This window comes from Thermoactinomyces sp. DSM 45891, from assembly GCF_900119485.1.
Lineage (GTDB): Bacteria > Bacillota > Bacilli > Thermoactinomycetales > Thermoactinomycetaceae > Baia.
This window is the reverse complement of sequence record NZ_FPJZ01000002.1, coordinates 105558-118433: the sequence shown is the minus strand read 5'-3', so window position 1 is coordinate 118433 and position 12876 is coordinate 105558. Positions and strand designations below refer to the sequence as shown.

Genomic DNA, 12876 nt, shown 5'->3' with positions numbered 1-12876 from the left:
GGACTTTGACCATTTTGTTAGAATCTTTTTCACATGAATCGCATATTTGTGTGACAATCAGACTATGGAACTAGACTTACTAGACAATAGATTGGTACGATGAGGTAAACTGGTATACGAAGGTAGGGCAAACATGACAGAAATTATCCATTCCTTTTTAGAGTGGCTTTCGGGATTAGGCTACTTCGGTATTGCACTCGGACTTATGGTTGAAGTAATCCCTAGTGAAATTGTTCTTGCCTACGGTGGTTATCTGATTTCGATTGGTAAAGTCGAACCGATTGGTGCACTTTTAGCAGGTGTGATCGGTGGTGTGCTGGCGCAGTTATTCTTATACTGGGCTGGATATTATGGTGGGCGTCCGTTGATTGAGAAATATGGGAAATATGTGCTCATCAAGCCTTCTCATCTTGACTTGGCAGAGCGTTGGTTTGAGAAGTATGGATCAGGAGTAATATTCGGGGCTCGCTTTATCCCTGTTGTTCGTCATGCTATTTCGATCCCAGCGGGAATTGCGAAGATGTCTTGGAAACGATTTACGATTTTGACAACGCTTGCAGCGATCCCATGGTCGGTTTTTTTCCTCTACTTGGGTTACAAGATTGGAGATAATCAAGAGAAGATCAAGGAAGTAGCAGGCCCTTATATACAGATGGCGATGATTGCAATTGCTATTCTACTTGGTTTATACTTTGGAATTAAATGGTTTATAAATAAGAGAAGGAAAACAAATTAGTCTCGTGTATAATTAGTTTCGATGTTGACTAGTCTCGAAAAGGAGGGATTGCGGATGAATATTTCTGGTTTAGAATGGGTTCTCATCTTTGTAGCAGCATTACTACTGTTTGGACCTAAGAAGCTTCCTGAGCTAGGAAAATCGATTGGTAAGGGAATTCGCGAGTTTAAGAAGGCAACCAGTGGGATGTTAGAGGAGGAAAAGAAATCTGAGGTGTCTCAGTCCTCTCAGACTCCAACCACGCCAGTACAAACACAACCAACTACAACGAATGCAACTCATACAACGAATACAGAGCAGAAATAAGTGAGAAATCTCCTGTCTTTTTAGGCTAGGGGATTTTTTGTTTTTTTTAGATAAGTGTTGTCTCAATTTTTATGATGGATAGGTGTGTATTTAAGATTAATTTAATATATAATTTAAATAGTATATAAAATATATGTAATTAGAAAAATGGGGGAGATCTGAATGTCAACAGGAATGCGTTATGTGGTTCGTCTTTTATCACTATGTGTTTTAGTCGGGGTACTTCTTTTTAGTGGTAGTATGAGTAGCAGTGTTCAAGCAGCAAGTGAACACACGTCGGTAAATCATAACAAGAATAATGAAACCGGAACGCTAGAAATCACCTTAAAAGCGATGGAATGGGAGTATTCTGATGAAGAGCCGGGTGGTTTTAAGTATTATCCAGGAAAAGCGTTGCCAGGTGTAGAGTTCACTATCTATAAAGACAACAAAGAATATGCAAAAAAGAGAACAGATAAAGACGGGAAAATCTCCTTTCAACTTCCAGTAGGCGCTAGATTCTCATGCAAGCAAACATCAACATATCCAGCAGAAACAGGCAGTTACCTTCCTGAGACCAGAGCTTTTTCTGGATCATTCTCAACAAAGGGAGAAGTCTATCAACACACTGTATATAATCTCCATAGTATGTATTAAGCTGAAAAACACCGCTCTTTTTCCGAAAGGGCGGTGTTTTTATTTGCAAAAGTAGGTTAGTGGCTTTTTTGAGCACAATTCCATAGATGAGTTAAGTCAATATGACTATCCAGCTCTTTTTGCATTCCCGTACTAAAAAACTCGTTTTCATCAATTTTGTTCAAGTGGCAAATTTTTTGGATTGTTTCTTTAGGTTGTTGTTGCACCCCTGTAATAATGAGCTTATTTCCCTTTTTATGAATATGACTCAGGAGGTGGGAGAATATTTGTTCACCTGTTGTATCCATATAAGGAACTTTATCCATACAAAGGACTAAGATTCCGTTTTCTTGCGACTTGAGTAGTTGGTGAAGTTGCTTGGCTGTTCCAAAAAAGATGGGACCATTTAAAAGGCAAACCTGTACGTTTGACCCTGAATAACTAACCAAGTTTTGTTGTGTTTGCTCAAGATGTGAGCTTTTTAGATGCAACTTTCTAACTCGAAACTCTTTACTCATTCGAATCGTAAATAAAAGGAAGGATAGAGCTAGACCAGTTAATACACCGACAACTAAGTCGAAGATTACGGTAAGGAGAAAAGTAGATAACAATACCCAAGAGTCTTCTGTTTTACTCCTTAACACATGAAGAAACTCCTTACGTTCACTCATATTCCAAGCTACCACCATCAGAATCGGTGCCATGCTAGCCAAGGGAATATGAGAGGCATAGGAGAAGAGTGAGACCAGTACAACTAATACAAATAAACTATGGATCATGCCGGATAAAGGAGAAACCGCTCCACTTTTGATGTTAGTAGCTGTACGTGCAATGGCTCCAGTAGCAGGAATTCCTCCGAATAAAGGAGTAATCATATTGGCTATGCCTTGTCCGATTAACTCCCGATTACTATGGTGTCTGTGGTTTGTCATCCCATCGGCAACTAACGCGGATAACAACGATTCAACCCCTCCGAGCATAGCGATAATACAGGCGGGAATGAGTAGTTCGATGATCTTGGCCCAAGATAGATCGGGAAACTGAAAGGGTGGAAAGTGAGTTGGAATGGAGCCAAAAGTGGAACCAATAGTAGCTACTTCAGTTGGGAAAAAAAGTGTAGGTATAAGAGTAGATAGGACGAGCCCCAGTAATGCCCATGGAATTTTAGGGAGAAAACGAAGTGAGATGAGAATCATTCCGAAGCAAATAGCTGAGGTCAAGAGAGCGTAAAAGTTGATTGAGCCTAGGTTGACTAGAATTTCTTTGAACTTCAATATAAATTCTTCTTGAGGTTTTAAGTTTTGTAGTCCGAGAAACGGAGCGATTTGTCCTACAAAAATGAGCACCGCGATACCCGCGGTAAAACCGATCGTAACAGGACGTGGAATATAATGTATAAAGGAACCGATTTTAAGGAGACCCATGATAACTAAGAGGATACCTGCTAGGAATCCAGCCACTAGCAAATTTTCATAGCCGTATTGCATTACGATACCAAAGAGGATCGGGACAAAGGCTCCAGTAGGACCGCCAATTTGATACCGAGATCCGCCAAAAAATGAAATCAAAAAACCAGCAATGATCGTAGAATAGATTCCGTATTCGGGTCTTACTCCTGATGCGATAGCAAATGCCATAGCTAGAGGTAGTGCAACAATCCCCACAACCATACCTGATGTTACATCCTTCTGGAAACCGCCTAACGTGTAACCGGTAAATCTGCCTGCTCTCATTTCGGTAATTCCCCCTTTAAATTGTCATCACTATTATTTTATCAACTGTAGAATATAAATGTATAGTGACTTTTTTAAATAATATATTTTTTTAATAAATAACAAAATGTTAATTGTTTTCTGACTTAAATAGCAGGAAATAACCTATTTTTTGCTTTAAAGCTTGGAAATGAGGGCTTATTTTGATCCGCATAATCTTGATATACAATTAGATTACTTCTTTTATGAATGTCCGTGTGCATGGAGAATAATCCTTTCTTTTTTCACTATGCTAAGTGAAAAATAGGCCTCTTCTATTGTCTAAGACTTTAGTGTATGAAAACCGTGTTTTTCTGTCGGAATCCATAAAACATTGACAAGAATATAGTAATAATTTATATTATAAGCATGCTTATAATATACTGGAAGTAGGGGCTAATATGAAAAACACCGCAAATCGAGAAATTGCAGAGACTTTGCTAGCTGCATTGGGCAAACAAGATTGGAAACAACTTCAAGATTTGATGAACCCCAGCGTACAATGGACACTTCCTGGTACTGGAGTAATCTCCGGAACCGCAGTAGGTGTCGATGCTGTAATCGACCGTTTTAAGGCAATCGCCAATGGAAACGTGAGCACAAAGCTTCAGCATATACTCGTCGGACAACACGGATTAACGATTACTCTGCATAATACTGCCACTGCACCCGACGGACGAATCCTAGATGAGCATCTAGCGTCGGTCCTTACTGTTGAAGCTGGACTCATTATACAAATCGATACATATATCTCAGATGTACCGATGATGGAACAATTTTTCGCTAAGTAATGTAATCATATATAAATTAAACCTTCTGCAGGTTTCAATCATGATTCATTGAACATGTTTCTCTATTGACATTCATTTTTTTCATCACTTATACTATTAATTAGCTAGGTAAACTAAATTAGAAGGAGCGGGTTTTGTTGGACCGTAAGAATGAATCCATCCTTTTAATGGGCAAGAGAGGAGACTATTGAATATGAAAGCCATTGTACTTGGACAATACGAGGGAGCACAGTATCATCCTTTCACATCTATTGATCACGAACTTCAATCCATTTTTGAAGGTGTTATGGATGTTGAATGTACGGATGATTACGCCGTGCTTCGGGACGATAAGCTTACGAATTATGATTTGTTCATATCATACACGGAATTTTCGGATCTGGAGATAACGGAAGAGCAGGCGCAAGCGCTTATCTCCTATGTGAGAGGCGGCGGAGGGTTGCTAGTTATCCATAACGGTATCTCTCTGCAGCAAAACAAAGAGCTAGAAAAGTTAATCGGCGGCAGGGTTACGGGACATCCGGAATATACATCACTACCTATCCGATATATTCAAGGAAGTCATCCTATTGTAGAGAATTTAAGCGATTTTCTGATAGATGAAGAGCCGTTTCGGTACGAACTGAGTCCACACGAATCGACGGTTATCCTTGCCGAATATGAGCATGATGATAAGCGTTGGCCTGCTGCTTGGGCACATACATATGGTTCTGGTCGCGTGGTGAATCTGATGCCGGGACATCATCTCCCATCTTTCCAAGTAGAGCCCGCGCGTAAGTTGATTCGGAATAGCGGAATGTGGGCTGGCGGGGGATTCGTGGAGTAGAGGGTCACGGTACCGATCTGGGAAAATGGTACGTTTAGATAATCTTAGATATAATGAAGCCGATCTCTTGTACGCTAAGAATTCGGCTTTTCATCTATGCACAAATGGATAAGGAGGTACTTTGTGTGCAGTATCTAGACATTTCCCTCCTTTAATGCAATCCGTAGCAGTAATAATCGAAGATCTTCTTGCTTGTCTTTCAATGTGGAAAAAAAAGACTCATCTATGCTTTCTACAATGGGAACCGCTTCATCCAGCAATCGCTTTCCTTGCAAAGTAAGAGAAACCACTTTTGATCTAGTATCAGTAAGGCAAGCGGTCCGACTAATCAAATTCCCTTTTTGGAGGTTTTTTAGAATGGTTGATACGGTCATAACATCTACATCGGAATGTTTTGCGATCATGACCTGTGTCACTTCTTGATTATATTGAGAAAGATAACCCAAGCTAGTTAGGATAACAAATTGAGGATGTGTAAGGTCTAACTTTTTTAACGCTTGCTTCATATCTCGATGCCATAAATGATAAACCTTGATAAATAGATAGCCTATAGATTGATGAGCGTCTTCAAACTTGGAAGGGAAATGAATCATGGGGCTACTTCCTCCTATATCATAAGTAAACTTATAATATAGGTTGTTATTATATTCTTGTCAACTGTTTAGAGTTCCTTCATATACCTTTTAAGGGGATGAGTAAAAACATCTTATAGATATTCAAGAATTCATTCGAGAGGAGAAGTTGGAAAAAAATTTGCTGTTATGATTAAAAAATTTATCACGCTAAGGAAGGCGGTGAAGATGGATGAATGAAAAAACAAGTTTCATGTGATTCCGCTCCAATCGTTTATGTTGACCTATTTGCTGGTTTAGTAGATAGAAGTCACTGTAAGAACGATTCAATTCATCCAGCACATTTACCTGTGTCCGTATGAGGTTTCGAAGTAACCTTTGACATACCAATTTATTTACGTAAAATTATATTTGACACAACATTTTATTTGAGTAAAATTATAATAGAGTTGTGCATATAAATAATATGTACTCATAATGGATAAATGTAAGTATTGATAATTAGTAATAAAATTCTTTCATGAATTCCGTCGGTAAGACGAAATACATTTCCTAAAAAATGAGGTGTCCCTATGACAAATAAAGAAATAGAGCTTCTTAAAAAAGCAAATGATACCGCTATTCAAAATATAAAAGACAACGGCGGGCCATTTGGTGCAGTTGCAGTTGATGAGTCCGGAAGTAAGCAAGTGGTAGGGTGTAATCGTGTGACAGATCAACTAGACCCGACCGCGCATGCGGAAGTGCAAGCGATTCGAAATCATGAACAGAAATATGGAGTAGGGTCTCTGCAAAATGGAGAGATCTTTACCTCTTGCTACCCATGTCCGATGTGTAACGCTTTAATGGAGGAGAAGGGGATTAGTAGATCTACTTATTCTAGTAGCAAAAAAGATGCCGATAATGCTGGATTTGCCGATGATTTTCTCTATGTACAACAGACCCTGCTAGAAGAGGAAAAAGAACCTTCTGTTCCTGTTTCGCTTTTGCCTGATGATATTCGAGCATCCGTTAATGCGGATCATTTCTACCTTCTGGATGAGGCACATAGAGTCATCGCATCTTGTGAAAGTGATCGCCTTTTTACGGCTATACCGAAATTGACGAAACAGATCAATACGTTTGAAACCCCTAACTGTTTTCTTGTCTCTTCTAAAGAACTAAAAATTCTCGATTATATGGCATCATGCTGGATGGGGATCGAAAAAATTTATGTTCTCCAAAAAGAGCACTTGAAAATAAAGAAAAATATACACAAAGTAGAACATGTTTACGTGAATGTAGAAAATGAAGGTAGTCCATTCCAATTGTGGGGGAATCATAGCGATCGTAAAGAATATGGATTAAAACCCAATGTATAAAAAATGTTGAAGAAAATGAAAGGGTTTACAAACTCTTTTGGAGGCGCATAGATTAGCGAGATGATGCGAACTATATGGAGCTATCCCAAAAGTAAAAAACCAAGCATCCTTCAAAAAGGGAGGCTTGGTTTTTTTCATCAACAACAACGCCTAATACTACCTCCCCCATACTTCTCATCCGTTGCTTGTCGATGAAACTCCTTTTCGCTTAAAGGCTTCTGTTCAGGATGATGCTGGACTAAATGTTCGAGGTAGCGGTTGTAACTGGGAACTCCGGCGATGTCATGGAGAAAGCTGCAAATCTTAGACCACATGTTATTTACCCCCTTAGGGAATGAGAATGTGGAACGTAGGGAGATTCACGAAGCGGGAGCTGTTTGTTGGTAAACAGGATTTTATACCAAACTCTGACCGCATCGAGGATGATCAGGATGACAAGTAGCATAAATAAGCCAGTAACCCATGCATCGATTTGGTTGTTTAGGATGATTTGTTTCATCTGATCGACTGTTTTAGCAGGTGCCAGGAGCTGGCCTGAATTGAGTGCGGCTTGATACTTTTCGGCAGCGGAGAGGAAGCCGATTTTCGGATTCGGATCAAATAGCTTCGCATAGGCGGCTGTCATGGTAACGATGGTTACAAAGAGAAAGGGAATCAATGTAACCCATGTATAAACGGCTTTGCCCATCTTAAAGAGGATGGTGGTTCCGACTACTAGTGCGATTACCGCAAGCATCTGGTTGGCGATTCCGAAGAGAGGCCATAGGGTGTTAATACCACCGAGAGGATCGATCACGCCTTGATAAAGAAAATATCCCCAACCGGCTACGATGAGCGCACTTGCAAGGATATTGGCTGGAAGATAATCGGTACGTTTCCATTTGGGAGCGAAGTTTCCGATTACATCTTGTAAGACAAATCGTCCCACTCTCGTCCCTGCATCAATCGTGGTTAAGATAAAGACGGCTTCAAAGAGGATGGCAAAATGATACCAGAATGCCATCATTGCTTTGCCGCCTAACACACTGGAAAAGATATGAGCCATGCCGATGGCGAGAGTAGGCGCGCCACCTGTCCGAGAGAGGATGCTATTTTCTCCGATGTCTTTTGCAGTGGTTGTTAATTCCTCGGGCGTAACGGTAAAGCCAAAGTTAGAGACAGCAGTGGCCGCACTATTTACATCTACCCCGATTACCGCAGCAGGGCTATTAATCGCAAAATATACCCCTGGGGTTAGGAGGCAGGCGGCGATTAGGGCCATGATAGCGACAAATGATTCGGTAATCATTCCACCATAACCAATCGCCTGAGCATGAGATTCGCGAGCGATCATCTTAGGAGTGGTTCCGGAAGAGACGAGGGAATGAAATCCAGAGATGGCCCCACAAGCGATAGTGATAAAGACAAAAGGAAAAAGATTTCCGGCGAATACAGGGCCTGTCCCATCGATAAACTTCGTTAGTGCGGGCATCTGAAGCTCAGGCGCGACCCAAATAATGCCGAGTGCTAAGGCAAAGATGGTACCGATTTTGAGGAAGGTGCTTAAGTAGTCCCGTGGTGCTAGTAATAGCCATACAGGGATAACGGACGCGATAAAGCCATAGATGATCAAAAGCCAAGCAATGGTCTTTCCTTCTAGGGTGAACAGAGGGGCTAGTGTGGGATGAACGGATACATATTGTCCGAGTACGAGTGAAAGAAGCAGTAACCCAAATCCAATGAGTGAGGCTTCTAATACTTTTCCAGGACGTATGTAACGCATATAGACTCCCATGAAAAGGGCGATTGGGATGGTCATGGCGATCGTAAACATACCCCACGGCGAATCGGCAAGTGCTTTCACCACAACGAGTGCAAGTACAGCTAATAGAATGATCATGATACCAAGTACAGCAATAAGAGCTATAAATCCACCCACAGGTCCGATTTCTTCCCGAGCGATTTCACCGAGTGATTTCCCATTGCGGCGCATCGAACCGAATAAGATGATGAAATCTTGAACAGCTCCTCCTAATACGACTCCAACGATGATCCATAAGGTTCCAGGGAGATAGCCCATCTGTGCAGCTAATATAGGGCCAACTAAAGGGCCAGCTCCTGCAATAGCCGCGAAGTGATGTCCAAAGAGAACCCACTTATTCGTAGGAACAAAATCTTTGCCATCGTTATGAATTTCTGCGGGAGTCTTTCGATTATCGTCTAATTGAAAGACTTTTCTAGCTAGAAATCGGCTATAAAAGCGATAGGCCACGGCATAGGTACAAACGGCCGCTGTTAATAGCCAAATGGAGTTTACTTTTTCCTCACTATTGAGGGCAATCGCGGCAAATCCTGCTGCTCCCAGCATCGAAATGAACATCCAGATTAGAAAAGATCCCATTCGTTTCATTTTGTTCATCCTTCCTATGTGATAAAAGGTAACCATTCGCATAGGGAATAATTACCTTACACTGTATATTCATTATCTTTACTCGTTTTTCCTACTAAGATTATAGATCCTATTAGATTGTGTGAATGGGGGAGAGGTTTTTCTCACCTTTCATTCCGTTTATATGTCGTTCACTCATTTCGAAAAGCTTGTGCTATACTGTGAGATATGAGATTTGGCTAGAATAGTACTAGATTTGATATGTACGGAGGTGTATGGGGTTTGGCTATAACGAAAACAGAGGTAGAGCACGTTGCGAATTTGGCGCGTCTGACATTAACAGAAAAAGAAACGGAACAATTTACGGATCAGTTGAACCGCATTTTACAAATGGCTGAGAAGTTAAATGAGCTAGATACAACGGGAATTGAGCCAACGAGTCATGTGTTGCCGATGGCGAATGTGATGCGAGAAGATGAGGTCCGTCCTTCGCTTCCGCTGGAAAAAGTGCTACTTAATGCGCCGGATCAAAAAGATGGTTTGGTCCGTGTGCCTGCAGTATTTGAGGGTTAGGGGGAATAACTATGTCGCTATTACGTGAATCGTTACAAGAGGTTCATAACCGTCTAGCGAAAAAGGAAATTACTTCAGTTGATCTCGTCACTGAGTCATTGAAGCGGATTGGGGAAGTAGACGGGGATGTTCGCGCCTTCTTGTTGGTTGATGAAGAGGGAGCTTTGAAGCGAGCAAAAGAGTTAGACGAAAAATATAGCAAAGAAGGTACGCGAGGGATCTTAGCCAGCTTACCTGTGGGGATAAAAGATAATATTTGTACAGAAGGTTTAACGACTACTTGTGGGAGTCAGTTACTCTCCAATTATCAACCAGTTTACAATGCAACGGTAGTAGAGAAGTTACATAATGCGGATGCGATATCGATAGGGAAAATGAATATGGACGAGTTTGCGATGGGCTCTTCCAATGAAAATTCGAGTTTTTATCCTGTACATAACCCTTGGGATTTAAGCACAGTACCAGGTGGCTCAAGCGGTGGTTCTGCTGCTGCTGTGGCGGCCGGTGAAGTATATTTTGCGCTTGGCTCGGATACCGGTGGTTCGATTCGTCAACCGGCGGCTTTCACAGGTACCGTTGGCTTGAAGCCTACCTATGGTTTGATTTCTCGTTATGGGCTTGTGGCGTTTGCTTCTTCACTCGATCAAATTGGACCGCTTACGAAAAATGTGGAGGATTCGGCTTATGTACTACAAGCAATTGCGGGACATGACCAGTATGACTCTACTTCGGCTAATGTGGAGGTTCCGGATTATCTTTCTGCTTTGACTGGGGATGTTAAAGGATTACGAGTAGGGGTTCCGAAGGAAATGATGGGTGAAGGCATTGACCCTAAAGTGAAAGCTCTTATACAGAGATCGCTTTCTACACTAGAGAGTTTGGGCGCTACGATTGAAGAGGTATCTTTGCCTCATTCGGAATATGCAGTAGCTACTTATTACTTAATTGCTCCAGCGGAAGCTTCTTCTAACTTGGCCCGATTCGATGGGGTTCGTTATGGAGTTCGGAAATATGGCGAAAACCTGATTGATTTGTATCATGAGACACGTAGCCAAGGGTTTGGGCCTGAGGTGAAACGTCGAATCATGTTGGGTACGTATGCACTCAGTTCTGGTTACTACGATGCATATTATAAAAAAGCACAACAAGTTCGTACCCTAATCGCTCAAGATTTCGAGCAATTATTTGCGAAATATGATGTGATTATCGGGCCAACGACTCCTACAACTGCATTTAAATTGAACGAGAGAATTGATGATCCGATGACAATGTACGCCAATGACATGTGTACCATTCCAGCTAACTTGGCGGGTCTCCCAGGGATTAGTGTGCCTTGTGGATTATCAGACGGTCTCCCTGTGGGACTGCAAATCATTGGTAAGCCGTTTGCCGAAGCAACGCTCCTGCGTGTCGCACATGCTTTTGAGCAAGCAACGGATCGTCTGCCTGAGCCGAAGTTAGGAGGGGGACGCGCATGAGTAAGTATGAGACAGTAATTGGTTTAGAAGTACACGTTGAACTTCATACCAAGAGTAAGATTTTTTGCGGATGCTCTACGACCTTTGGTGTAGCCCCAAATATACAGACCTGTCCGATTTGCTTAGGCCATCCAGGTGTTCTCCCTGTGTTAAATCGGGAAGCGGTAAACTTTGCGATAAAGGCTGCAATGGCTCTAAACTGCGAGATCGCCACCCACTCGAAATTTGATCGTAAAAACTATTTTTATCCTGACTGTCCAAAGGCATATCAGATTTCCCAGTTTGATCAACCGATTGGGGAAAACGGTTGGCTTGATATAGAAGTAGACGGCGCCCGAAAACGGATTGGAATTACACGTCTTCACTTGGAAGAAGATGCAGGGAAGTTAACCCATGATGGTGATGCGACTCTAGTCGACTTTAACCGTGTAGGAATGCCGCTCGTTGAGATTGTTTCAGAGCCAGATCTCCGTTCTCCAGCCGAGGCGAAAGCATACCTAGAAAAGATTAAATCCATTATCCAATATACGGGTGTATCCGATGTGAAGTTGGAAGAAGGATCACTTCGTTGTGATGCCAACATCAGCTTACGCCTTTTCGGGCAAGATGAGTTTGGTACAAAAACCGAGTTGAAAAACTTGAATTCGTTCCGTAACGTAGAGCGTGCTCTTCAATATGAAGAAGTTCGTCAAGCGAAGGACTTAGATGATGGAAAGCGGATTATCCAACAAACTCTGCGTTGGAACGAGGAGACAAACGAGGTAAAAGTGATGCGTAGTAAGGAACAAGCGCATGACTATCGATACTTCCCAGAGCCAGATCTCGTAAGCCTGGTGATTAGTGATGAGTGGAAGGAAGAGATTCGTAGCTCGATCCCAGAGCTTCCTGATTCTCGCAAAGCTCGTTACATCAAGGACTGGGGGCTGTCTAGCTACGATGCGGACCAGTTGACCGGTACACGTAATGTGGCGGATTATTTCGAGCAGACTGTACAAGCTGGGGCTGATGCGAAAATGGCGGCGAACTGGATTACAGGGGATTTGATGGGTTATCTAAATAGCAATAACGTAGAGATTCATCAGTCGAAAATAACGCCTACTTTACTCGCTGGGATGACTGACCTACTGCAAAAAGGAACGATTAGCAGTAAGATCGCGAAAACAGTCTTTAAAGAAATGATTGAAACAGGTAAAGAAGCGGCTAAGATTGTGGAAGAAAAAGGCTTGGTGCAGATTAGTGATGAAGGGGCGATTCGCTCTGAAGTGGTAAAAGTAATCCAAGCAAACCCACAGTCCATTGATGATTTTAAAAATGGAAAAGATCGTGCGTTAGGCTTCTTAGTTGGACAAGTAATGAAAGCGACCAAAGGAAAAGCGAATCCACAGATGGTAAATGAAATGATTCGAGAAGAATTGAGCAAGCTATAATGAGTCTTTGTAAAGAGAGGCTCGTCCCTTTTCCGGGGCGGGCTCCTTTTTCTTATCTATTGGCTAAGGGTG

13 protein-coding genes are annotated in these 12876 nt (G+C 41.9%); 9 read left to right on the top strand and 4 right to left on the bottom strand.

Annotated features, from left to right (window positions below; translation table 11 throughout):
- Positions 1-133 precede the first annotated feature (133 nt).
- From uptA to BT147_RS15810, 3 genes are all read left to right on the top strand, one after another.
- A complete protein-coding gene (gene uptA, locus BT147_RS03695; protein WP_072331078.1) occupies positions 134-736 on the top strand; it encodes an undecaprenyl phosphate transporter UptA in 603 nt (200 codons plus the stop codon).
- Between the two features lie 54 nt (positions 737-790).
- On the top strand, positions 791-1042 hold the full coding sequence (locus BT147_RS03690; protein WP_072331076.1) for a twin-arginine translocase TatA/TatE family subunit: 252 nt from the start codon (positions 791-793) through the stop codon (positions 1040-1042).
- A gap of 162 nt (positions 1043-1204) precedes the next feature.
- Complete coding sequence (locus BT147_RS15810) at positions 1205-1678, top strand: prealbumin-like fold domain-containing protein (protein ID WP_072331074.1); 474 nt, start codon at positions 1205-1207, stop codon at positions 1676-1678.
- A 56-nt stretch (positions 1679-1734) separates the two neighbouring features.
- On the opposite strand, the gene BT147_RS03680 is transcribed toward BT147_RS15810, so the two are convergent.
- Positions 1735-3390, bottom strand: a complete 1656-nt coding sequence (locus BT147_RS03680; RefSeq protein WP_072331072.1) for a SulP family inorganic anion transporter — start codon at positions 3388-3390, stop codon at positions 1735-1737.
- Between the two features lie 419 nt (positions 3391-3809).
- Here BT147_RS03680 and BT147_RS03675 point away from each other — a divergent pair, with 419 nt between their 5' ends.
- On the top strand, positions 3810-4199 hold the full coding sequence (locus tag BT147_RS03675) for a nuclear transport factor 2 family protein (RefSeq protein WP_072331070.1): 390 nt from the start codon (positions 3810-3812) through the stop codon (positions 4197-4199).
- Positions 4200-4392: 193 nt separating this feature from the next.
- Positions 4393-5025: a ThuA domain-containing protein gene (locus BT147_RS03670; RefSeq protein WP_072331068.1), complete on the top strand. Its 633-nt coding sequence runs from the start codon at positions 4393-4395 to the stop codon at positions 5023-5025.
- 134 nt (positions 5026-5159) lie between these two features.
- Here BT147_RS03670 and BT147_RS03665 read toward each other — a convergent pair whose 3' ends face one another.
- Positions 5160-5618 (bottom strand): MarR family winged helix-turn-helix transcriptional regulator, encoded by a 459-nt coding sequence (locus tag BT147_RS03665; protein ID WP_072331066.1) that lies wholly within the window; start codon positions 5616-5618, stop codon positions 5160-5162.
- Positions 5619-6169: 551 nt separating this feature from the next.
- On the opposite strand from BT147_RS03665, the gene BT147_RS03660 reads away from it, so the two are divergent.
- Positions 6170-6958 carry a deaminase gene (locus BT147_RS03660; protein ID WP_072331064.1) on the top strand — a complete coding sequence of 263 codons (789 nt, stop codon included), beginning with the start codon at positions 6170-6172 and terminating at the stop codon, positions 6956-6958.
- 137 nt (positions 6959-7095) lie between these two features.
- On the opposite strand, the gene BT147_RS03655 is transcribed toward BT147_RS03660, so the two are convergent.
- Together BT147_RS03655 and BT147_RS03650 are read right to left on the bottom strand one after the other, a co-directional pair.
- Positions 7096-7272 carry a YbdD/YjiX family protein gene (locus tag BT147_RS03655; RefSeq protein WP_072331056.1) on the bottom strand — a complete coding sequence of 59 codons (177 nt, stop codon included), beginning with the start codon at positions 7270-7272 and terminating at the stop codon, positions 7096-7098.
- Between the two features lie 5 nt (positions 7273-7277).
- Positions 7278-9347 (bottom strand): carbon starvation CstA family protein, encoded by a 2070-nt coding sequence (locus BT147_RS03650; RefSeq protein WP_072331054.1) that lies wholly within the window; start codon positions 9345-9347, stop codon positions 7278-7280.
- 261 nt (positions 9348-9608) lie between these two features.
- Between BT147_RS03650 and gatC the strand changes: the two genes are divergently transcribed.
- From gatC to gatB, 3 genes are read left to right on the top strand one after another with little or no spacing between them, the layout of a single operon-like run.
- On the top strand, positions 9609-9899 hold the full coding sequence (gatC, locus tag BT147_RS03645) for an Asp-tRNA(Asn)/Glu-tRNA(Gln) amidotransferase subunit GatC (protein ID WP_072331052.1): 291 nt from the start codon (positions 9609-9611) through the stop codon (positions 9897-9899).
- A gap of 11 nt (positions 9900-9910) precedes the next feature.
- Positions 9911-11377, top strand: coding sequence for an Asp-tRNA(Asn)/Glu-tRNA(Gln) amidotransferase subunit GatA (gene gatA / locus BT147_RS03640; RefSeq protein ID WP_072331051.1), 1467 nt, complete (start codon positions 9911-9913; stop codon positions 11375-11377).
- The gene (gatB, locus tag BT147_RS03635; protein ID WP_072331050.1) at positions 11374-12804 is read left to right on the top strand and encodes an Asp-tRNA(Asn)/Glu-tRNA(Gln) amidotransferase subunit GatB; all 1431 of its coding nucleotides are present in this window, start codon (positions 11374-11376) and stop codon (positions 12802-12804) included. The genes gatA and gatB overlap by 4 nt, the downstream gene beginning before the upstream one ends.
- Positions 12805-12876 lie beyond the last annotated feature (72 nt).

Excerpts from the sequence above, each read along its gene's own strand:
- BT147_RS03680 (WP_072331072.1), bottom strand. The coding sequence starts at position 3,390 with ATGAGAGCAGGCAGATTTACCGGTTACACGTTAGGCGGTTTCCAGAAG.
- BT147_RS15810 (WP_072331074.1), top strand. The coding sequence starts at position 1,205 with ATGTCAACAGGAATGCGTTATGTGGTTCGTCTTTTATCACTATGTGTT.
- BT147_RS03670 (WP_072331068.1), top strand. The coding sequence starts at position 4,393 with ATGAAAGCCATTGTACTTGGACAATACGAGGGAGCACAGTATCATCCT.
- BT147_RS03655 (WP_072331056.1), bottom strand. The coding sequence starts at position 7,272 with ATGTGGTCTAAGATTTGCAGCTTTCTCCATGACATCGCCGGAGTTCCC.
- BT147_RS03660 (WP_072331064.1), top strand. The coding sequence starts at position 6,170 with ATGACAAATAAAGAAATAGAGCTTCTTAAAAAAGCAAATGATACCGCT.
- gatB (WP_072331050.1), top strand. The coding sequence starts at position 11,374 with ATGAGTAAGTATGAGACAGTAATTGGTTTAGAAGTACACGTTGAACTT.
- gatA (WP_072331051.1), top strand. The coding sequence starts at position 9,911 with ATGTCGCTATTACGTGAATCGTTACAAGAGGTTCATAACCGTCTAGCG.
- uptA (WP_072331078.1), top strand. The coding sequence starts at position 134 with ATGACAGAAATTATCCATTCCTTTTTAGAGTGGCTTTCGGGATTAGGC.
- BT147_RS03650 (WP_072331054.1), bottom strand. The coding sequence starts at position 9,347 with ATGAAACGAATGGGATCTTTTCTAATCTGGATGTTCATTTCGATGCTG.
- BT147_RS03690 (WP_072331076.1), top strand. The coding sequence starts at position 791 with ATGAATATTTCTGGTTTAGAATGGGTTCTCATCTTTGTAGCAGCATTA.
- BT147_RS03675 (WP_072331070.1), top strand. The coding sequence starts at position 3,810 with ATGAAAAACACCGCAAATCGAGAAATTGCAGAGACTTTGCTAGCTGCA.
- BT147_RS03665 (WP_072331066.1), bottom strand. The coding sequence starts at position 5,618 with ATGATTCATTTCCCTTCCAAGTTTGAAGACGCTCATCAATCTATAGGC.